Below are 21238 nucleotides of genomic sequence, written 5' to 3'. Positions count from 1 at the left end.
GGCAGGCTATATATAAATCCATGCTGGGAAACTTGTTAATAACCTATCCTTTATTTACTAAATAAATCAACACTATTAAAGCTCCAAATATAATGGAAAACCTGAGCCGTTTTGGCACGTTTAAAAACCATTTAGATGCCATTTCCTGACCAAATCCTGCTTTTTTATCATTATTCATTTTACCAACCCTATCTGCTGTAAAAAATCGCCCCTTTTCATTACCGTCAATTTGGGAGTAAAGCGTAATTTCATTCACAAGAAAAGCTATTTATCTTTCTCTGACTGTAATTTATCAATTTTTTCTTCTAATTGACTTATTCTTTTATTTCTTTTGATACACATGACGACGAGCGATACGATTCCTATAACGAGCAAAATAACAAGTAACAAAAAGAGTAATTGAATTATTACGTCTCCCATATTTAATCCGCCTACAGATGCTGACAAAACAAAATTCTCCTTCCCTTCACAAATTTTTCTTTAAAAAGATACTTGCACGTTGTTACCTATTCCGAAAATGTGCCCTGATATGGAACAGGTAATAATGCGCTAAAGATGCATAGTAGTTTATAAACTTCCAAAAATATCCCATATCTAAATAATATAACTTAACCCTGTCTTCTTCAACACCTGTTTTTAAAACGGCTTCATTTTTAATTCGCCAAATAAATCATTTACATTATCCATGTCCTCTTTTTCCCCGTAAAAAATCCGTGTTCGTTTAAAGACATCAAATCGTTGCCTTTCAGACTTCTTAATACCAAAAAACAATTTCAAATTAATACTGCGTCTTCTTCAATCTAATCCTTCCATAAACAAATCAATAATTTCTTTTGTTTCCTCCCACTCTCTGGCTGTCTCTTTTAAATATGCTTTCCCCAACATCGTAATTCTATAATATTTTCGCTTTCCGCCATGAGACACTTTACCATAGTAAGATTCGATTAATCCTTTCTTTTCAAGACGCTGAAAAACGGCATATAGTGTCGCTTCTTTAATCTGAAAACGACTTTCAGTCCGTAAGCTGATTTGCTTTGATATTTCATAACCGTACTGATCATTTTCATAAATCAGACGCAGTATAATCGATTCTAAATGTCCTCGTATAATATCACTTCTAATCATAACATATCCTCCTTATCACATAACCATATCTGGTAGAGTAATAAATCAACTGATTACTCTTCCTGTTAAAGTAATTATATATAAAACAGATTTATCATTTCAAATATCTATAAATATTATTATACCAGATATTAATACATTTAAAAAAATATATGAAACTCATAATTATAATATTGTATTTTCATAAAAGAGTAATTAATTAAATAACCACTCTTTTTACATTAGTAATTTAGTATTGACCTTTTTTAGACTTTTAATGAGATTTTATAAATGAGTGAGGAACAATCTTATAATATGAAAATACTATAAGATAAACAATCCGCACCCTGCTTTTTTTAAAACAAGATGCGAATAATAGAGGATCAAGGGAATTATTGCGAAGCTTTTAGCTGCAGCTGCTTCTCTCTTATCGCTGCTTAGCTATCCCTCCGAAGAAAAGACAGCCAATAAGCAATTGCACATATTACCCCCCAAACAAAAAGCGTAAAGAAAGCAATCCACGGTGACAGTTCGGTCACTTCATAAGCAGGCGTTCCGAGTAAGCTCATGCTCGCTTGATCCGGCAGGAATCGCAGTCCTTCTGGCCATTGTAAAATACCAGTCGCAATAAATATAGGAATCATAATCAAAATGGAAAGTGGTACGATGGCGCTGCGCGTTAATCCCGCAATGCTAAAAGCAATGATAGACATTAGCAAGTAGACCGCTGTCCAGCGTGTGAGATCAATCAAAATGCAGCTCATATCTACATCCGAAAAGATATGAATAATTAATCGTGACGGGATGATAGTAACCAATATTCCGCATAACACCGCCAGTCCCACCGCAACTATTTTTCCTTTCATTAATAGCTGACGATTAGGAACAGTAATTAACGTCATACGATTCTGCCCCTCTTGATATTCACTGCTTGCTGCATAAACAGGCAGAATAAGAAACGCGTAAATAGGAGCAAACATAACAAGACCAAAATCTGCCACTGTAGACGGAGGCATATCATTTCCAGGATAAAAAACAAGACCACTTGTGTCCAATATAGCAAGCCCAAGATTCATAATCGTGGTGATAATGATAAATAGTACGATTGTTGGATGTGAGATAATCTTAGTGAATTCAGATCGAACTACATCCGAGAAAGAAATGACAGTTTGCTCAGAAGCAGCTACCTTCATCGGGCGTCCCTCCGCTTCATTAGAATGAGTGAAACAATTAATACGCCAATAAGCCAGAGGGCTAACACCATCCCTCCCATTAGATTACTCGAACTGAATGGCGGTCCTATCACAGGCATAGCTGGTTCTTGTAATAAAAAATTACGAGCTGCGCTAATTGGTGTCCATGCGTCCACGGCTGGCGCAAATGAAGCAATCGCTTGGGACATGGTCACCCCAATAAATCCACCCATGATTAAAATACCCAAAAGGGTTCGCCGGGTAATAAGCGTGATGCCTAAAGATATCAAGGTAATCGCGACAAGGAAAAAGATACCCCCTGAAATCCGGATAAACACTTCAGGTGACGATAAGATATCTAGCTGCTAATCTTTGACCATAAAGTACGCTGTAACCAGCGATATGATGGCATAAACAATTCCAATGCCAAGTGTATAAAGGATTGTCGCAATAACCTTACTGATAATCATTTGCTTTCGGGAAGGCACTGCAAGCAAACTAATTCCTAATTGGCCAGCCTGAAATTCAGCACCCGCAATGACTGCACCAAGTAATGGGAACAGGATTCCAGGATTAAATATTGCTGAACCGATGGTGCTGAAAAAATCTAGTTCTGCTTTGATGGGTCTTCTATACTCCCAGTGCATGCCATTCCCATCTAACGTTTTTAGGTTTCCCAAGAAGCCAGTTCCACTAAAATAATGAAATAAGAGACCGGCACCCAATAAGATAAAGGTGATAATCCAAACGCTTCGCAATGTAATTATTTTTGTGAATTCAGATCGTATTGCTGCTATCATGCTCATCACCAGCTTTCTTCGCTCTTGATACCAGTTAAGGCAAAAAAAGCTTCCTCAAGAGAATCATGATCTGCAACAACCTCTTCCAGCGATCCTGAATCAATAATCTTTCCATTATTGATAATCACAATATCATCCACTATTTTCGACGTTTCGTCCATTAAGTGACTGGAGAGTAACACCGTATTCCCATTTCGTGCATAGTCTTGCAGAAGTCGCCGCACACTCCGGATACCTTCAGGATCTAACCCATTTACAGGCTCATCGAGTATAAGAATTCGGGGCTCTCCAAGTAATGCAGCAGCCAGACCAAGACGCTGTTTCATCCCTAAAGAATACTTTTTCACTCTTGCTTTTGCCGCATTAGAAAGACCCACCATTTCCAGTACTTCAACGATTCTTTCTTTTGGAATACGATTCGATTCAGCTATCCACTTTAGGTGATCAATACCCCGGCGCTCCAGAACAGCCGCAGCACCATCTAGCATCGCACCAACTGTTCGCAATGGCTGACGATGATTAACAAATGGTTTACCTTCAATAAGCGCTGTGCCGCTGGTAGGAAAATCCAAACCGAGTAAAATGCGCAGTGTACTCGATTTCCCTGCTCCGTTAGGCCCTAAAAATCCAGTCACCCGGCCTGGTTGTGCTGTGAACGATACATTTTCAATGGCTGTTTTCTTGCCGTATCGTTTTGTTACATTATTAACTGCAATCGCTTCTGTTCCTGTCCTGCTATTTTTCGCATGCAAATACATCGCTCCCTTTCTTCCAATCGTTTTTTTCATGTACTTCTTTAGTATAGTAGCGAAAAATAAACTGCTGCATTTGACTTTATATACGTCTATTAACAGAAAGATTACAATTCAATAAACAAGGACCAGGTATACAAATACTACTGATTTCAAAAAGTCATTTTTTCACCTTCAAAAAACAGCTGGAAAATATGTTTTTTCCAGCCGCGGATTAATAAAAGTATATTAAACTTTAACGGTACTTTCTTTTACGCCCCCTCATTCATGCTGCGTTTTTACCAATAATCACGCAGCTGACGGTTACAACAGCAATAATTACGGTATACAAATTAAATACTTCATTCAGAAATAAAAAAGAGAATGTAATCATTAAAAAAGGTTGTAAATATTGCAGTTGACTTACTTTGGAAATTCCGCCGACAGACAATCCTTTATACCAAAATACATACGCCAAAAATTGACTGATTACTGCTAAATAAATAAAGCTCACCCAGCCCGTTATAGGCACAGCTAAGATTTCTTCTGCATGAATAGAACGAATAACAGGTATTAAAAATAAGGGAGCTCCAATAATGACGGACCAAGCTATGGTTTGCCAGCTGCCTATTTCTTTAGCTAATTTAGCCCCCATCGCATAACTCAATCCCAATATAATGACAGATATAATCAACGCCATATCCGCCAAATGGATAGTTCCTAATCCTAAAGTAAATGCATATATAATCACAGATAAAGAAGCGATCGAACTAGCTACCCAAAATTTAAAAGCAGGCCTTTCATTCGCTATAATCATCGCAAAAAATGCTGTGGCCAACGGAAGCAATGCTATTTCAACTGCCCCGTGAGATACTGGTAAATCTGCCATTGCATAGGTTGTTAACAGCGGGAAAATTAAAACTGCCCCAAACGCAATAATAAAAAGATCTCTGAATTGTTTTTTGGTCGGTACAGGTTGTTTATTGATTATCAAAAATAAGACAGCCAATAGCGAGGCTGGTATTGTTCTGCCAAGTCCAACAAATGTAGAATTAAAATATTGAACCGCTACATTCGTTGCTGGTAATGTGAGGCTGAAACATAGCACTCCAAGCATCCCCCAAACAAAACCCGATAAATGATTACGCTCTTCCATAAATACTGCTCCTTTTCATTGAATTATTGTACCGGTACATATAACATACTAATATAATAATTTTCATCATAAAAGAAGAGTTATCACGATGTGTACCGGTACAAACCTGAACAGGGAGGTATTTTAATGAATAAATTTGAAAAAGTGGTTCGTTATATTATAAGTTTGATTAAAGAGGAGAAATTAAAACCAAGTGATAAATTGCCCTCGATCAGAGCAATGGCAGAAGAATTTTCCTGCAATAAAAGCACCATTATTAGGGCTTATCAAGAATTGGAGGGTAAACATTATATATACTCCGTCAGCAAAAGCGGATATTATGTAATTGAAAGCATGGAACGTGAGGAAGATAACCTTGAAGTTTTTGATTTTTTATCGGCAAGTCCTGATTTGAATGTCATGCCGTATAAAGATTTTCAACATTGTATTAATCAGGCAATAGATATATATAAAAATGAAATATTCTCCTACTCCCCTTTTGAAGGTATTTATAGTTTAAGGTGCGAAATACAAAAATACCTGCAGGATTTTCAAGTTTTCGCAGATGTGAATAATCTATTTATAACCACCGGAGCGCAACAAGCTATTAATTTAGCTGTAAATATGCCCTTGCCTAATAAAAGAACGAATATTCTCGTGGAACAGCCTACATATTATGGCGCCTTGGAGTCTATCAAAAATACCGATTGCAATATCTATGGGCTGGATGTTTCGAAAAATGGTATTGACTTAGAAAGTCTGGAGCATATCTTAAAAAATCATGATATCAAATTATTTTATGTCATAACCAGATTTCAGAATCCCTCCGGCTTCAGTTATTCGAATGAAGATAAAAAAAGAATCCTCGCTTTAATTCAAAAATACGATGTTTACTTAGTTGAAGATGATTATTTAAGCGAATTAGATTTAGATACGAAAGCCGACCCTTTTTATAGCTTCGATGACACAAATAGGGTTATCTATATCAAAAGCTTTTCAAAAGTTTTTCTGCCAGGGATGAGGATTGCTTCAATTATCGTACCTGACAGGATGAAAAATGAGTTTATTAAGTATAAATTTACATCTGATTTTAATAGTCCGGCCATCTCACAGGGGGCTTTTGAAATATACCTTAAAAGCGGTATGTTTCATACTCACATTGATAAAATAAAAAAGGTATACAAAAACAAGTTAGATATTCTGCTTGAAGCGTGCAAAACATATTTTGATGATTCTATTAAATACAGCAAACCCAATAATGGATTTTTTATTTGTATTTACTTACCTGACAATATCAAGGCGGCATATATAACCAATATACTGAAAGAACAAAGCGTGTACGTTAAAGATTGCTCAGATATGTACCTAGATGATTTTAATAAGGAAAACGCGATAAGAATATGCATTTCAAAAATCGAAGAGAATAAAATAGACAAAGGAATCGAAATTATCTCGAAAGCAATAAAACAGAACCGGAAAAGATTGAACTATATTGCGGATAATATAATGATTCCTTAATCGTTATATTATTTTTGTCAAGAATTGAAAACCCAGCTAAAAAAACAGCTGGGTTTTCAAAGTGCCTGAATGATGTTCAAATATTTATTATAATCATCACCTTTCCGCGCATAGCAATACAGTTCACGTATATATCCATCTAAAACGAAACTGGAATTGTAAAATAAAAGGATGTGCCCTTACCCCATTCACTCTCTGCCCAAATCTCACCGCCATGTTTATCAATTATTTTCTTACAGATAGCTAGCCCGAGTCCCGCCCCGCCAAAATGCCTTGATCGGGATTTTTCTGTACGATAAAACTGTTCAAATACAAACGGCAGATCTTTTTGTGTGATACCTGCTCCATTGTCTGTTACAGATACTTTTAGTTTTTGTTTATCCACATTCACTCTAATCGCAATAACCCCTTCTTCACCAACATATCTTTTCGCATTGCTTACTAAATTATCGAAAACCTGGGCGAGCTCGTTTGCATTAACAAGCAGATTCACCTCCGGAAAAGGCTTTATCACTTCTAATTGCATCGGCGCATCCATAAACTCCAGCTTTATTGGATGGATGATTGTTTCCAGCAGTTCTTGGGAATTCCAAACAGAAAAGCTTTCTTCTGCTGCCTTTATATCTAATTGCGAATATTGAAAAAGTGTTTCAATTAAGTGATCCAGATTTTCCGTTTTATTTTTAATTACCGAAATATAGCGTTGAAATTGGTCCTTGTCATGGATAACTCCATCCTGCAAACCTTCTACATAGCCTTTAATCGATGACATCGGCGTGCGTAAATCATGTGAAATACTGGCAATCAAGTCTTTTCGCGCTGTTTCGTGAGCAGCCTCTTTTTCCCGTAATTCTTTTAACTGGTCTTTCATTTCATCAAAAGCACGAGATAAATCACCTATCTCATCATTTTCCCGATAGGAAACAGCAAAATCAAGATTTCCTTCCCTGATATTTCTTGTTGCCTTTCCTAATTCTCCTAGAGGCTTTAAAACATTCCGGGAAATGACCCAGCCAGTAATCAGGGCCCCGATAATAAATGGGATAAGCAGAGCCAGCAAAACCGGAAGAAGCGTGCTAAAGGAAATACGATTGCTTGAGTTGACTCCAGAAAGCAGCGCAACCACTATCGGCAGCACCAGCATCGATGAAAAGGACAAAATCAGCTTCCCTCTTACACCCAGCCTCATTTTTTATCTCCCACAAATTTATAGCCTACGCCCCAGACAGTCTGGATCCATTTAGGGGTGGCAGTATCCTCTTCTATCTTTTGACGGATTTTTTTAATATGGATGGTTACGGTGTTTAAATCGCCATACTCATTGATTCCCCACACGTGGTCATAAATTTGCTGGCGGGTCAAAACGTGGTTAGCGCTCTTAGCTAAAAAACGCAGCACCTCAAATTCCTTAGTTGTCAGCTCTATTTGTTTTGCATTTATTTTGACTGTATAAGCATTTATATTAATCTCTATATTATCAAAGGTTAAGACTTCTGTTTTATATTCTGTTGATGCGCTTCCCTCTTTTTCTACCGTTGAAAGCTGATCATATCTTCTTAACTGCGCCTTTACACGAGCAACTACTTCTCTTGGGCTGAACGGTTTCACCACATAATCATCCGCCCCTAACCCCAAACCTAAAACTTTATCTATCTCTGATTTTTTTGCACTCAGCATAATGATAGGGACAGCTGATTCCGCCCTTATCGTCCGGCATACTTCCATTCCGTCTAATCCAGGAAGCATAATATCCAGCACAATCAAATGTGGCCGGTATTCCCGAAAGACCGCAAGGCACTCCTCCCCGTCCGTACTAATCTCAACATCATATTGTTCCTCTTCCAAATAATCTTTGATTAATTCCGCAATCTCCAGCTCATCATCAACGACCAGAACCTTTTTATCCCGCATGACGCAGCCCCTCCTAATCCCGTCTTAAATATTAATAATTATAACAATACATCCTTCTTTTTGATAAAAATAAGACTGCCTATGTAAAAAATGACGATATAAACAAAGATGACTCCTGTATCAAAAAGGATTTCCCGGGATGCTTCCTGGTTGATAAATAAAGCAGGAAATGCGTTCATGATATGGACAATGGAATAAGCGGTAATCTCTCCATTTAATAAAGGGGCAAATATAAATAAAGCCAATGCTGTACCGATGGTTATTCCAACATTCAGTGATAATAACGCAATAAACATGAGCAGCATAGCAAAACCAAATACAGGCAGAATATAAGCAAACGCAGCTGTGTAGGTAAGCACGATCCCCTCTCCACCATAGATAGACCCCCCCTTTGAAAAAAGCGGTTCTCCTTGAACCACCAGCTGCTCGCCCCAGCCTAAGAAAAAGAAGCCTGTACCGTAAGCAGTGAGGGTGGTAAAAACAACCATAAAACAGATACAGACCAATACGCCGGCTGACTTTGCTATTAAAAATTGGATACGAGTAACAGGGCGTAATAATACCAGTTTAAAGGTGCCACGCTTATATTCTTCCGCTATCGATTCCGCAATAAAAATAGCCTGGAACATGATGATAAAAAGGGAGGATTCGGCTAGCGCCTCCAGCGGATACGACTGTCCGTTCAATAGATAAGCAGCTTGCTCTCCCCTGTCCGCCTGATACTGTAATATATTTACCAGCTGAACGGTAATCATAACCCCCATAAACAAATAGAGTTTTTTTTGTTTAAAGAATTTGTAGATTTCATTCTTGATTAAACCTGTCATTTAATTCCCTCCACGCTTCCCATTAAATCAATTAATATAAGATTTCTTTCTTTTTAAATAACCAGAAGGATAATCCTGCAAATAAAACTCCGTATATGAGGACAACTCCAATATTTTGCAGTATTCCAGACCAACCCTGTATCTGCATCAACTCTTCAGGAAAATACATTAAATGATGCGCTAAGGAATACGGAGCAATAGCTGAGACACCATTTAAATTTAATCCAACCGTAATCAGGACCAGCGATATAATAATCGCCGTACTCATATTTTTAACTAAAACGGCAATAAAGCCCGCAAATATTCCGTACGCCATCGTCGGCAGCATAAATAAAGCATATACCCCTACGGTTACACCAATTCCTTTCATTGGCGGATAACTGACTCCCAAGTACTCTGTCACCTCTCCCCAGCCGATAAAATAAACCCCTAATGTATAGGATAAAATCAAAAAGAGAACCGTTGAAACAATAATAAATGCAAACAAAGCCATTAGCTTTGCCGATAACAGCTGCCATCGCGCAATCGGGCGCTGCAGGGATAATTTTAATGTTCCATTTCGGTAATCATTACTGATACAATCCGCTATCACGATTGGAATAAAAATAATCATAAATTGAGAGAAAATCTGGATCATCGATAGCGGAACAGATTGACCATAATAAAAATCCCAAACCGTCATTTCCGAACCGCCTGGTTGATAATCATATAAATTCAAAAAGGTGATTCCCAGCATAACTGCTGCAAACACATAGATTTTTTTCATTTTAAAAAGTTTATATAACTCATTTTTTAATAAGCCCATTAATGTTGACCCCCGCTGGTTATGTTAAAGAAGGCTTCTTCCAAGGAATGAGTTTCGCTATCATTAATCAGCTCACTGACATCGCCTTCTGCAAGAAGTTTTCCGTCATTAAGAATCCCAACACGGTTACAAATTTGGCTAACTTCGTGCAGTAAATGGCTCGAAATAAAGAAAGTAATCTCTTTTTTCGAAGAAAGCTGCAGAATCATTTCTTTGATTTCTATCATCCCTTGTGGGTCCAGTCCATTTGTCGGTTCATCGAGAATAATTAATTGCGGATCATTTAAAAGCGCATTGGCAATCCCCAAACGCTGCTTCATCCCTAGTGAATAAGCAGCAACTTTATCCTTTGCTCTCCGTGTCAGCCCGACGAGTTCTAACACTTCATTTATTTTCTCTTTACCAATACCAGGGATTAAATTGACCATCAGTGACAGGTTCTCATACCCGGAAAGATAATCATAAAAGACAGGATTCTCTACAATCGCTCCGATTTGTGAAATTGCCTGTTTAAAATCTCCCCTTAGATTCAAGCCATTAATGACAACCTCTCCCGAATCAGGAAAAATCAAGCCGGTCAACATTCGGATCGTTGTTGTTTTGCCTTGTCCATTTCTGCCCAGAAATCCATATACATCCCCTTTTTTTATATTAAGATTTAAGTTATCAATGATTGTTTTCCCTTGAAATGATTTCGTCAGTTTATGTGTTTCTAATAATGTTTCAGCAGCCATTTTATTATTTCCTTTCTGTTGTTTTATCGTTATATTATCAAGTATAGATGCCAAAAATAAACTGCCGCATTTGAATTAATAAACAAGAGATAACAAATAGATTACATTGTTAAAACTCCAGCAAAAGAAACCTAACTCAGAATGAATACATCTCCTAGGCAGGGAGTGAAATAGAAAATAATAAACCTTTAATTATTTTTTTGCTATCAAGGAGGGTTGCCCAGAAAACAATAACTCAAAAGACTTTCCCCCAAAAACTACACTGCTATCAGGGTTCATTATCCAATCTAAATATTTGACAAAAAATTTTATTTATGCTATAATTTACTTTTATTATCTTTAATTATATAATAGGGTTCCCTTGGCCAGGGGACCCTTTTTTGCGTTCTAAATATCCTTACAGGAAAGGTGATACGTTATGGATTTATCCGATATGTTGAATTCCATCCAATTATCGCAGAATTCTAATGCAGTGATGGAACTTGTTCGTTTAAATGAGAAAACGAAAGAATGGGGCCTGATTCTGACGCCAGACGATGCAAAAACGCTGGTAGTGTCCAGAAATAAAGTGTTGCGGGATCATGCGAGAGTTGAGCTGAGCATCGGCGTGTTAAAAGAGCTAATTGAGGTATTTTCTACTTCTCTTTATATGGATCAAGAACATTATGTTGATACGCTGAACGAACTTCAAGAGATCTTTTATTATCTTAGGAATGAAACCGAAGATAAGTTTAGCGATGCAAAGCTTATTCAACTGATGAATGAGTTTTATAACGGGTCTTGTGCAGGGTCTATCGAATTGTTAAGAAGTAAAATGGAGGAACTTGCAGAGAATTTCAGAAGAAATATAGCACTTCCCAATTCTTTATTCAAAGGGGATGATTAACGCATGGAATCAGATGACAAATCAGCTCGTTTCCGGCATATTTCTAATAGAATAATTGACCGATCGCGGTTAATACGAAATCAATACACCTTGACCCTGCTGCAAGAAGGTCAGCGGTCAGCTATCATCTCCAGTCAAAAAGCTTACCAGATACAAGCAGAGATGATGCAGGTTCTGCAGCAATTGATTCTGCAGCATACTCAAGGCGAAAGTACATCAGTGACAATGGAAACAGCAGAAGGAATCATGACCTCTCTGCTTTATGCTATCGATGCTTACGCCCTTCAATGTAAGCATCCTGAAGAAGCGCTTGCTCATTTAAATATGAAAAACATAAAAGATATACATTCTAAAGGAGTTGAATTACTACGTCACTATTTTGAAGAGACGAAAAAAATATATCAAGAAGTGAAAAAGATAAAATTAGATGTGCCCGTCGATGCTTACAATACGACTATCGATGAATCATTACCTCTATTTTTGCAGCACTATGATATTATTTTTGAAGCTCAAAATACCATGGCGAGCATTGATTATCCTTTAGCCATAGACGATATGCGGCTCCAAGGCGTTTTCTATATAAAGCAGTATGTAGAACGCTTGCGAATGGAGACAGAATTCTGCCATTTTTTTAGTCATCAGGATGTCATGTATATCTTAATAAATTACGGGAAAATAAGTCGATTTCAATATCAAATTGAATTATTCAATATATTTGAGCTAATGATAAACAATGCTGTTTTTTCACTGCTATCTGGGGGAAAGCCTAATAATGTTCGACTTTCGGAAGTTCAATTTGAACAGTTAAATCGAAAATTAATAACCTCCCCTACTGATCAAAGGACGCAGCTGATTCATGAAGCAGTCAATCAATTGCAAAAATCTCTGCAAACGGATCAAGCACTTACAAATTACATCGATTTGTACCGGGATGAATTGATGCAAAGGGTGAATCACGCTGCAAAAATCGGCAGCTTCGAAAAACTTATCATCAGAGAAATAAAAGAAACCGAAAAAACAATGGAATTCAAGTTAAATGAGAATGATCGGATGAGTGATATGGACTTACGCAGCCTGGTAGATCGTATCTTGGAAATTGACAATATTGAAGAAAAAGTACAACTTATCCGGAATAATTTTGTTTCACTGCATGATTATCTGGATCTTCTCCATGCTGAATGTCTGTTTAATGGTGATTATGAAGCGCTTTTTAAAACTTTTGGAGATATCGAGCTAGCTATTTTAGCCAAAATTGTTTTTTATGAGGAGTTTCGGGAAGGTACTCATGAATTCTCCAATATGGTTGCTGACGGCGTTGAAACAGAGAATGAATGGGAAATGTACTATATTGCGTTCTTGCAGCAATTGGATGAAACGCGAATTAGAGTTATTGGAAACCTTATTTATAAAATCGATTATGAGGATATATCATTTGATTAGACAGGAATCATGGAAATGAGCTAGCCTCAGTAATTCACAGGGGCGGCGTCCGTAAATCTCCCTACTATATAAATTTAATTTTAAAACAGAAGATTTACGGACGCTCCTCCTTGAAAAATCATACTTTTGAAAATAGCCATGAAGATTATTTATGTTTTGATAGTCCGTTCTTGTTTCTAACGAGAAACTGGTTTCCTTAATAACAGCGAATACGCCGCCCAATTCCCATTAAAACCCGCTTCATAAAATCCTGCTTTATCGGCAAGCTTTAAAACCTCTTCTCTCCTCTGAAAATGTGGATCAAATATGGTCTCCGCTACCGTCAGGATACCACCTGGATTTAAAATATTAAAAATTTCTTCCAAAGCTGCTTGCCGATCTGGTATTTCCCCTAAGACATTGACAAGCAAGACATGATCACAAGGTGATTGCCGCAGTTGACCCAAACCAATTTTTCCCTGCACCAATTCAATATTCTTTAAATTTCTTCTTTGCACTTTTTTTTCTACCCTTTGTAACATTTCATCCTGAATATCTAACGCAGCTATTTTTCCGTTGGAGCCAACACGTTCTGCTGCTGGAATCGTCACCCTCCCAGGTCCGCACCCTAAATCAATCACATGCATTCCCGGCTGTATGCCAGATTGCTCAATAATTTCATTCGCTTTATTCGGTTTGGTAAAGGGATTATCCAGTTCCACCAGCCAACGCAGCCAGAATGGACAAGGAATTTCACGTTTTCGCGAAGCAAACCTACAGGCATAGAAGATGCTAATGCTCATAGGAACCATTGCGAAAATAATCATTTTAAGAAGCATTTTTGTCCAAAGCCCTCCTCTTGATGTAGGCTACATTTCTATTCGTAACATCTTCCTTGTTACTTTTTCTATCCGGCTATCCATCCCCTGTTGATGCGCTAGTTTCCCTAATCGCAATTCATCAACGATTTGCCCATCTTTCATAAATAAGACCCGTTCACTTTTAGCAGCTACCTTCGCATCATGTGTCACCAGCATAATCGTTGTTCCTTCTTGATTAACCTGAAGGAAGTAGTCCATCATTCCCTCCGCAGTCTTTGAGTTTAAAGCCCCTGTTGGTTCATCTCCAAAAATGATTTTCGGTTCATTGATCAAAGCCCGGCAAATTCCTGCCCTTTGCAGCTGCCCTCCAGAAACCTGGTTCGTCATGCGATATGCCAAATCGCCAATCCCGGTATTTTCTAAAAGCTGCTGTGCTTTCTTCGCCAATTCTTTTGTTTTTCTCTTGCTATCTCGCATAGCTGGAAGTACGATATTATCAATAATTGTTAAATTTTTTAAAAAATTTGGCTGTTGGAAGACAAACCCCATTTGCTGTCGGCGGATATCAGCAAGCTCTAATTCTCCACATGCTGGCAGACGTTGATTATTGAATATTATTTCGCCGCTATCAACAGTGTCCATCCCGCTTAAAGCATAGAGAAGCGTTGATTTTCCCGATCCCGACGGTCCCATAATAGAGATGAATTCGCTTTCGTAAATGGTAATGGATACTCCCTGTAAAACGTTGATTTTTTCTTTCTCTATATCAAAAGATTTATGAATTTGTTGCCCATCCAGTATTTTTCTCATCATTTACTCCTTTATATTTTCTGCAATTGGTATTTTACCAGCTTGATTGGTTCCCAATTTTGTTGCCAATAAAGTAACAATAAGCATAAGGGATGGAAACCCCAAATAGATAAACGGATGACTGATAAAGGCAATCGAATCTACACCAAAGGAAGAAATAGCCATCCCTGCGATTGCTTCCCCAAAGGTATTCGCTAAGATACTGCCTCCTGCTACGCCAATTATCAAAATGAAAATTCCGCGAGCTGCATATTGTTTGGTCAAATCCTGATTCGTAAAACCAATTGCTTTTAACGTGGCAATTGCCGAGCGATCCTTAGTAACCACTAATTTCATAAATAACAAGCTTACTAGACCTGTTATGAACAAAGCCACGATTAAGGCAACATTCGCTGCTGTTTTCATCGAATCCATCGTAGAACCAAATACTTGCTGCTTATGGTGATGCGCATCTGTTACGCTGGCAAATGGCAAAAACTGTGACATTTTTTTAGCAGTAACAGCAGCCTGGTTAGCATGATTAAGCTGGATATAATAGTTTAACCACATCGCTGGAGCGGTTTCATCTGAAAAAGCAGCTTTTGCCGTTTTACCTCCATTTAAAATATTGGAGTATATCCCAGAGACGACAAAGCTTTCCAGACCTTCACCGGTAATGATTTCAATCGTATCACCAGCTTGTTTTCCAAACTCCTCTGCATTCAAAGAGGATAATGCAATTTCATTCGGTGCTTCTGGTGCTTTTCCTGCATTGTATTCGATTGGAAACGCAGCATGATCGCCAAGTTCAACGATTATTTTTTCTTCTGTACCATCCTCTTTTACAGCTCGAAAGGATTTGGAGGTAATCTCAACATACTGGTGAATAGAAGCATCATCATTTAAATAATTTACAATCTGTTGTTTATTCTCCTCCATTTCCTCAGATGGATATATACTAACCATCAGGTCCATTTCTCCAAAGCCAAGATATTTTGTGAAAGATGGTGAAGATACGGTATGGTATGTGTTCCAGGGAACAATTATGATAAAACAAGAAAGCAGTAGAACAATCAGCATTGTTGCATAAAGCTTCTTACGGGATAGTACATCCTTTATCCCTAGAAAAACATTGGTAGACATTAGCTTATTTTGACTGAGTAAGAAGTAATTTTTACGGGCAGTGTTTTCCTCCGGACTGCCCGTACGGATTGCTGATGCAGCAGAGATTTTTCTAAAACGTCTCAACAAGAAATAAATGTAACCAATCACCAGCAGGAAAACAAATATACTTCCAAGTATGGCAAGAAAAATACTCCAGCTATCATATTGGCTTTCCCCCATATACAGCCGGATATTCTCTAATAAAGGGTTACTGAAAATAAAAGATACTAACAGCCCAAGCAAGCTCCCTGCCAAAGCAAGAAATGCATATTTAGCAAGATAGATTTTTTTAATATCAGCCAGCCTCAGACCGATTGCTTTCATCGTACCAATCTCCCGATAATCCTCTTCTATCTGGATTAATAGCGTGAAACGAATACACATAAATGCAATGAGTACGATTAGAAAACTAACCAGCAGGATGATTGCAATCATGATTCCATCAGATAAACCGTTAATTACTTTAAACAAAGTACTGGTCAGTGCCGGGCCATTGGCTTCTAATCCTGCATCGGCATATGCTGTTTCAAATTCATTGGTTTTAGATGTATCATGCAGCTGGAATTCAATTAAATATTCCAGCGTTCCTTTTGATACCAGATCTTGATAATCATTTTCGTGCACTAAAAAACGCTTGGAGGAAGCTAAAGGCGAATTCATTTGCGCATCTCTGAGGAATCCGGCAACTTTAAATGCTTTTCCGGCAATCATTGCTTCATCCCCGATTTGAGCTGTTCCATCTGTCATATAGCCGATGGGAACGTATAGCTCTCCCTCTGCCGGATGGATTGGCCTTCCCTCCAAATCAAGCAGAAAATCAAAGGAAGAACTTTGGGTAGTAAAACCATTGTCCTGAACATTATCAATCAGGTTATTTCCACCTACTTGAATACTAGAATTAGTAATATTTAAAAAATCCAACACCTGATATTTTTTTACATTTTCTTGTTCTTCTGCAAAGTTATTTAAACGCTCCTTATCGATATTCCCATTATGCATTTGCAGGAAGTTTGGCACTTGCGCCTGTTTCGTGAGTGCCTCAATCGAGCCGATAAGGTTCAGGCTTAAAATAGCTGCTAAGCAGACAAGTGCTGTTGCCGCAGAGATAAATAACATCGTCGTGATACTAATCAGCTTGTTTCTAAAAAGATCATTGCGTATAACTCGAAAATACATACCCTCTCCTCTATTCTTTTGCCAAGATTTTCAGCAGCTTCTCACTGATTGCTCCTTGTTTTGTTCCGAGCAGTCTTTCTGCGTTAAAAGCAAAAGCTGTCATTTTTAGCAATTGTGCTTCTTTCGATAATTCAATGGTTCCATCATCAAAAACAGTAGAAGCATAGACAAGCAGCATCTCCACACTTTCATAAGGGTAGTTTGTATGAAACAGATTTTCTTCTAATCCATCTTGAATAATACTTGTAAAAATCGGTGTGACTTCTGTAATCAACACCTTCTGGATTTTCTGATGCATCAGGGCGTTTTGCGGTTTATGAATCTGTGTCATCAATTCTTCAGAGACTGTGCTGCTTACGTTTAAAGAAGTAATCGCCATAAGTAACCGTTCAATAACCGGCACTTCTTTTCTCCCGGCAATGGATTGAGCCGTTTCAATCACTTTTTTGTTATAACGGTCAATTATTCCATCCATAATCGCTTCTTTGCTTTCAAAATGATGATACAGCGTTCCTCTGGCAATCCCGATGCTCTTCAAAATGTCCTTCGTGCTTGTTCTGTCATAGCCCTGCTCATTATACAAAGCTTCAGCCACATCCAAAATTTCATTTTTTCTTTCTTCTGCGTTTTTGGCTCTTTTCATTAATCTCCCTCCTTTCATTTTTAGACCGGCAGTCTGTCGGTAATGTGGTGTAATTAAATTATAAGAAATATACCTCAAATACGCTATTGGTCTCTGGTCTGATTTTTGTATATAGAACGAAATTTATTCAGTAGGAATTTTGTTTCCACTGAATGAACCTAAGAAATTCAGGGAGTTGGCTTACCTGATCTTCCGCTTACATAACCTGCTTTATCTAACACTCTATTTGTTGTTACTCTTCTTCTGACTCGCTCCACTTTTTTTGGATTCGTATCATCAGCTATTTTCTCACTTACGATATCCTCATAATGTTTTACTTTATTTTCAAGAAAGTTTACTCTATCTTTTGCTTCTTCCAGTTGAGAATACGCTATTTCTTTTAAGTTCAAAAATATTGATAACGCTCCTCTATAGTCGAATCTCCTTGAAGACTCAGTGATACATAGCACTTTATTTCTTTAATGGTCATGCCGCATTCCTTTAAGATTTTTATGCCTTTAAGGCAATTCATTGATTCTTGATTAAACAATCTCTGTTTATTTTTATCTCGAGTTAATGATGGAATTAAACCACAATCCGTGTAATAACGAATGGTATGCTCGCTCATTTCCAGAGTCCTGGCAGCTTCTTTTACAGTGTACATTACCATTTCTCCTTTACAAATAAGCATTGACTTCGTGTTACTCTAACCTGATATAGTAATTATACTTTAAATAATAGAGGGAGGAAATATCGATATGAAGACAAGAAAAATTGGAAATCTAGAGGTATCTCCTATTGGTATGGGATGCATGGGTTTTTCCCATGGGTATGGCAGTGTTCCGGATGAGAGCTATGCCATTGAAGCCATTCGGAAAGCTTATGGCTTAGGCTGTACGTTTTTCGACACAGCAGAAGTCTATGGAAAAGAAATGTTTTACCCAGGGCATAATGAACCATTGTTGGGCAAAGCTGTCGAACCTTTTAGAGACAAGGTTATTCTAGCAACAAAATTTCACTTGGGTGCAGAAGAAGCTGAAGGAGCAGCGGATTTGTATAATCCAATTCGCCGTCACCTGGACGCTTCATAAATACCCGAACGTAGTGCCGATTCCAGGATCCAAAAATCAAGATAGAATAATGGAAAACCTTGGAGCGTGGAATGTGCGTTTAACAGAAGAAGAATTTGAATCCATTGAAAATGCTCTTGAAGCGGTTACTATCTATGGACACAGAGGACATGTAGAATCAGAGCAGGCAACTTTCGGAAATAATTGGAAAGATAAAGAATAATATATATACTGTTATGAGGTGATAAACGAACTTCATTCAATAGGAAAAAAGCAAAAATTCCCGTTGAATGAAGTTTCGTTTTTATCAAGTCTTCTAATTTTTTAATGAGAAATTTCTTTAACTTCTCTATTATTTCCTTTTTAACTGTGTCATTATTGCAAAAAACAGCATATACACCAACACCATAACAGCGATTGCAAAATAGCTTAATTGCAATCCGAAAATATCGGAGGCTGCACCACTGCTTATCGGGCCTAGCATCATTCCTACAGAGTAAGCCGTATTGTAAATAGCAAAGGTAACCCCATATGCTTGAGTTTGGCTTTGCTCAGCAATATCAGCAAGTTCAGGAAGCGTCGGCGCAAGAACTGTTCCCATACTGATGCCAATCAACCCTAATGCCGCAACCTGCAGCCACATCGTTGTCGGCATAACAACAAGCGTCAGTGATACTGCAGTAATTGCTAATCCAATCGTAATTGTTTTAGGATGGCCAATCTTTGTTGAAACACTTCCGACAATTGGTGCTGCAAACGCATAAGCGAGGGAGGGAACCCCAAATAATAAACCGATGATTCCTGGAGATGCATCAAAAACATTTTGCAGATGCATTGGAAATGTCGACTCCAGCACGCTTGGAATGGCAGCTCCGATAACAACTGCTCCAACAACCAAAAGCAAGGTTTGGTTTTTCAATAACTGCCATGCTCCTGATGCGTCTTCTTCCTTTCGATGAGGTTCTTCCTTCAATAGAAATATACGCAGCAAACCATCAATAAGGGCAATCCCCGCAGCTGCAAAGAACGGAAGCATATATCCGCCCAGCTGATAGAGCCAGCCTCCGAATGTCGGACCTAGAAGGGTCCCCATTGCTTGACCCGACAGCGCGATTCCCATGACTTTCCCCCGTTCTTTAGATGGGTAGAAATCGGCTAGAAGCGCAAGCCCTGCTGTCCAGGTGGCTGCTGCTGCAATTCCTTGTAAAATGCGGCAAATAAGCAAGAGCCAAAACGTATTTGCAAATGCAAATAACAGGGTTGCAAGCGTAAGCCCTAAAATTCCCCAAAGCATCGGACCACGTCGTCCAACTTTATCGGAGGTTACTCCAAAAACGGGAGTAGCGATTAATAGAGCTGCTGCATAACTGCCGAATAAAATACCGATCGCAGTTTGCGATATGCTTAAAGAATCAGCATAATCTGGCAGTATAGGAACAATCATTCCATACAGCAGCATATCGGTGAATATGGCCAGCGTGACGACAAATAAGGCGCTCTTTTGAGCTTTTTTTAAATTTCGTTTTTGATTCATTTTCTTTCCTACTTTCTGTAGATAGCTTTGTTGTTTTCATCAACTGCATATTCCCTTTTGCAATAGATAAATTTCCTCCCTTCTGCGTTTCATCCTCAAGAGCAAAAAGAAGAATCCGTTTTTACCGCCTCATTAACACTCCGCCTCCACCGATAACTGCAGTAAGACATTGCTGTTGTTATGTTACTGCCGCTACCCATTCTTAAATAATGAATATCGTCTCAATCAACTTTGTATAGTCAACGTTGACTATACAGGTATTTTTTTCTCTCTCCTGTAACAGAGAGAGAATTAGTTATTGCTTTGTTCTAAATAAGCCAATGCTTTCCGTACAAAATCCTGTTGCTGGCTGATAATAGCAAACATATTATCAAAAACCATCTGCACCATGGGAGGAATATTACCGTCCAATGCTGCCTCTTTTTCCTTCCAGCCATCCTGCACACTTTGATATTCTTCCTCCAAAAGAACTTGCTGCTCTTTCAAAGCTTGACGTGCTTCCTCTGCAGGCAGCTTATCAAAAAAAGAAATACCTGCATATAAAGAAGAAGGATATTGAACGGATGAGCTGGTTAACGCCTCACGAATCAAATCTTTAAGGTGTTCTTTTCCTTCTACGGTGATTCGATAGGTAAATTTTTGACGGTGACCAGTTTGTTCCACCTTATCAATCGCAATATACCCATCCTTTTCCAATTTTTTAAGCGCATGATAAATCGAGCCAATTAATACACCGCCCCATCTTTCTGCATCTGTCATCCGCAGTGCCTGTTGAATATCATAGCCGGCCATCGGTTTTGCGTCTAACATGCAGAGCACAAGCAATCTTGTCATTAATGTCACACCCTTTACTTAACGTTGAGTATTATATGATGAATATATTAGAATGTCAAATGCTTACGATACAAATGGATAAAATCGAATCTTTCTCTAGCATGTAAGATTACTCTCTTTTCTGCTTTCTATCCGCCTATTTTAAAGCTGAAAATATCCATCAAC

General features: G+C 38.1%; 26 protein-coding genes and 1 pseudogene. 6 read left to right on the top strand and 21 right to left on the bottom strand.

Features of this window, described 5'->3' with window-relative positions:
• Nucleotides 1–43 precede the first annotated feature (43 nt).
• The 8 genes from ACW0TQ_RS04375 to ACW0TQ_RS04340 form a co-directional block, all read right to left on the bottom strand.
• Nucleotides 44–256, bottom strand: coding sequence for a hypothetical protein (locus ACW0TQ_RS04375; RefSeq protein WP_139089130.1), 213 nt, complete (start codon nt 254–256; stop codon nt 44–46).
• An 8-nt stretch (nt 257–264) separates the two neighbouring features.
• Nucleotides 265–447, bottom strand: coding sequence for a hypothetical protein (locus ACW0TQ_RS04370; RefSeq protein ID WP_042533918.1), 183 nt, complete (start codon nt 445–447; stop codon nt 265–267).
• Between the two features lie 348 nt (nt 448–795).
• Nucleotides 796–1125 carry a PadR family transcriptional regulator gene (locus ACW0TQ_RS04365; RefSeq protein WP_042533916.1) on the bottom strand — a complete coding sequence of 110 codons (330 nt, stop codon included), beginning with the start codon at nt 1123–1125 and terminating at the stop codon, nt 796–798.
• Between the two features lie 416 nt (nt 1126–1541).
• Nucleotides 1542–2297, bottom strand: a complete 756-nt coding sequence (locus tag ACW0TQ_RS04360; protein WP_193062097.1) for an ABC transporter permease family protein — start codon at nt 2295–2297, stop codon at nt 1542–1544.
• Complete coding sequence (locus ACW0TQ_RS04355) at nt 2294–2530, bottom strand: hypothetical protein (protein ID WP_455725375.1); 237 nt, start codon at nt 2528–2530, stop codon at nt 2294–2296. The genes ACW0TQ_RS04360 and ACW0TQ_RS04355 overlap by 4 nt, the downstream gene beginning before the upstream one ends.
• Nucleotides 2531–2662: 132 nt before the next feature.
• Nucleotides 2663–3097 (bottom strand): hypothetical protein, encoded by a 435-nt coding sequence (locus ACW0TQ_RS04350; RefSeq protein WP_455725374.1) that lies wholly within the window; start codon nt 3095–3097, stop codon nt 2663–2665.
• Nucleotides 3098–3102: 5 nt separating this feature from the next.
• The gene (locus tag ACW0TQ_RS04345; RefSeq protein ID WP_256706239.1) at nt 3103–3885 is read right to left on the bottom strand and encodes an ABC transporter ATP-binding protein; all 783 of its coding nucleotides are present in this window, start codon (nt 3883–3885) and stop codon (nt 3103–3105) included.
• A gap of 229 nt (nt 3886–4114) precedes the next feature.
• A complete protein-coding gene (locus tag ACW0TQ_RS04340) occupies nt 4115–4984 on the bottom strand; it encodes a DMT family transporter (RefSeq protein ID WP_193062095.1) in 870 nt (289 codons plus the stop codon).
• A 126-nt stretch (nt 4985–5110) separates the two neighbouring features.
• Between ACW0TQ_RS04340 and ACW0TQ_RS04335 the strand changes: the two genes are divergently transcribed.
• Nucleotides 5111–6481 (top strand): aminotransferase-like domain-containing protein, encoded by a 1371-nt coding sequence (locus tag ACW0TQ_RS04335; protein WP_455725373.1) that lies wholly within the window; start codon nt 5111–5113, stop codon nt 6479–6481.
• A 139-nt stretch (nt 6482–6620) separates the two neighbouring features.
• Here the strand turns inward: ACW0TQ_RS04335 and ACW0TQ_RS04330 are convergent, their stop codons facing one another.
• From ACW0TQ_RS04330 to ACW0TQ_RS04310, 5 genes are read right to left on the bottom strand one after another with little or no spacing between them, the layout of a single operon-like run.
• Nucleotides 6621–7670 carry a sensor histidine kinase gene (locus ACW0TQ_RS04330; RefSeq protein WP_193062093.1) on the bottom strand — a complete coding sequence of 350 codons (1050 nt, stop codon included), beginning with the start codon at nt 7668–7670 and terminating at the stop codon, nt 6621–6623.
• Nucleotides 7667–8392 carry a response regulator transcription factor gene (locus ACW0TQ_RS04325; RefSeq protein ID WP_193062092.1) on the bottom strand — a complete coding sequence of 242 codons (726 nt, stop codon included), beginning with the start codon at nt 8390–8392 and terminating at the stop codon, nt 7667–7669. Before ACW0TQ_RS04325 ends, ACW0TQ_RS04330 begins: the two co-directional genes overlap by 4 nt.
• Nucleotides 8393–8430: 38 nt before the next feature.
• Complete coding sequence (locus tag ACW0TQ_RS04320) at nt 8431–9219, bottom strand: ABC transporter permease (protein WP_256706238.1); 789 nt, start codon at nt 9217–9219, stop codon at nt 8431–8433.
• Between the two features lie 31 nt (nt 9220–9250).
• Nucleotides 9251–10024 (bottom strand): ABC transporter permease, encoded by a 774-nt coding sequence (locus ACW0TQ_RS04315; protein WP_042533902.1) that lies wholly within the window; start codon nt 10022–10024, stop codon nt 9251–9253.
• Nucleotides 10024–10758 carry an ABC transporter ATP-binding protein gene (locus ACW0TQ_RS04310; protein ID WP_042533900.1) on the bottom strand — a complete coding sequence of 245 codons (735 nt, stop codon included), beginning with the start codon at nt 10756–10758 and terminating at the stop codon, nt 10024–10026. Before ACW0TQ_RS04310 ends, ACW0TQ_RS04315 begins: the two co-directional genes overlap by 1 nt.
• 418 nt (nt 10759–11176) lie before the next feature.
• Between ACW0TQ_RS04310 and ACW0TQ_RS04305 the strand changes: the two genes are divergently transcribed.
• Nucleotides 11177–11644 (top strand): DUF6323 family protein, encoded by a 468-nt coding sequence (locus ACW0TQ_RS04305; protein WP_256706236.1) that lies wholly within the window; start codon nt 11177–11179, stop codon nt 11642–11644.
• Nucleotides 11645–11647: 3 nt separating this feature from the next.
• On the top strand, nt 11648–13084 hold the full coding sequence (locus tag ACW0TQ_RS04300) for a DUF6179 domain-containing protein (protein ID WP_256706235.1): 1437 nt from the start codon (nt 11648–11650) through the stop codon (nt 13082–13084).
• A gap of 176 nt (nt 13085–13260) precedes the next feature.
• On the opposite strand, the gene ACW0TQ_RS04295 is transcribed toward ACW0TQ_RS04300, so the two are convergent.
• From ACW0TQ_RS04295 to ACW0TQ_RS04270, 6 genes are all read right to left on the bottom strand, one after another.
• On the bottom strand, nt 13261–13902 hold the full coding sequence (locus ACW0TQ_RS04295; RefSeq protein WP_455725372.1) for a class I SAM-dependent methyltransferase: 642 nt from the start codon (nt 13900–13902) through the stop codon (nt 13261–13263).
• A 30-nt stretch (nt 13903–13932) separates the two neighbouring features.
• Nucleotides 13933–14694, bottom strand: a complete 762-nt coding sequence (locus ACW0TQ_RS04290) for an ABC transporter ATP-binding protein (RefSeq protein WP_193062369.1) — start codon at nt 14692–14694, stop codon at nt 13933–13935.
• A 3-nt stretch (nt 14695–14697) separates the two neighbouring features.
• Nucleotides 14698–17013 carry an ABC transporter permease gene (locus ACW0TQ_RS04285; RefSeq protein ID WP_455725371.1) on the bottom strand — a complete coding sequence of 772 codons (2316 nt, stop codon included), beginning with the start codon at nt 17011–17013 and terminating at the stop codon, nt 14698–14700.
• Nucleotides 17014–17023: 10 nt separating this feature from the next.
• Nucleotides 17024–17656, bottom strand: coding sequence for a TetR/AcrR family transcriptional regulator (locus tag ACW0TQ_RS04280; RefSeq protein WP_455725370.1), 633 nt, complete (start codon nt 17654–17656; stop codon nt 17024–17026).
• Nucleotides 17657–17823: 167 nt separating this feature from the next.
• The gene (locus tag ACW0TQ_RS04275) at nt 17824–18045 is read right to left on the bottom strand and encodes a hypothetical protein (RefSeq protein WP_246528961.1); all 222 of its coding nucleotides are present in this window, start codon (nt 18043–18045) and stop codon (nt 17824–17826) included.
• A complete protein-coding gene (locus tag ACW0TQ_RS04270) occupies nt 18042–18299 on the bottom strand; it encodes a MerR family transcriptional regulator (RefSeq protein ID WP_226894673.1) in 258 nt (85 codons plus the stop codon). Before ACW0TQ_RS04270 ends, ACW0TQ_RS04275 begins: the two co-directional genes overlap by 4 nt.
• A 94-nt stretch (nt 18300–18393) precedes the next feature.
• On the opposite strand from ACW0TQ_RS04270, the gene ACW0TQ_RS04265 reads away from it, so the two are divergent.
• From ACW0TQ_RS04265 to ACW0TQ_RS04255, 3 genes and pseudogenes are all read left to right on the top strand, one after another.
• Entirely contained in the window at nt 18394–18726 is a 333-nt protein-coding gene (locus ACW0TQ_RS04265; protein ID WP_455725369.1) for an aldo/keto reductase, read from the top strand.
• Nucleotides 18671–18784: pseudogene (locus ACW0TQ_RS04260) on the top strand (aldo/keto reductase); the annotation flags it as partial. The gene ACW0TQ_RS04265 and the pseudogene ACW0TQ_RS04260, both read left to right, overlap by 56 nt.
• 15 nt (nt 18785–18799) lie before the next feature.
• Entirely contained in the window at nt 18800–18928 is a 129-nt protein-coding gene (locus ACW0TQ_RS04255) for a hypothetical protein (protein WP_455725475.1), read from the top strand.
• Nucleotides 18929–19057: 129 nt separating this feature from the next.
• Here the strand turns inward: ACW0TQ_RS04255 and ACW0TQ_RS04250 are convergent, their stop codons facing one another.
• A complete protein-coding gene (locus tag ACW0TQ_RS04250) occupies nt 19058–20239 on the bottom strand; it encodes an MFS transporter (RefSeq protein WP_455725368.1) in 1182 nt (393 codons plus the stop codon).
• Between the two features lie 291 nt (nt 20240–20530).
• Nucleotides 20531–21073 carry a PadR family transcriptional regulator gene (locus ACW0TQ_RS04245; protein ID WP_042533884.1) on the bottom strand — a complete coding sequence of 181 codons (543 nt, stop codon included), beginning with the start codon at nt 21071–21073 and terminating at the stop codon, nt 20531–20533.
• Between the last annotated feature and the right edge of the window lie 165 nt (nt 21074–21238).

The organism is Oceanobacillus sp. M60, assembly GCF_053839645.1.
The sequence above is the reverse complement of the archived record's forward strand: the minus strand, read 5'-3'. Positions and strand labels throughout refer to the sequence as shown.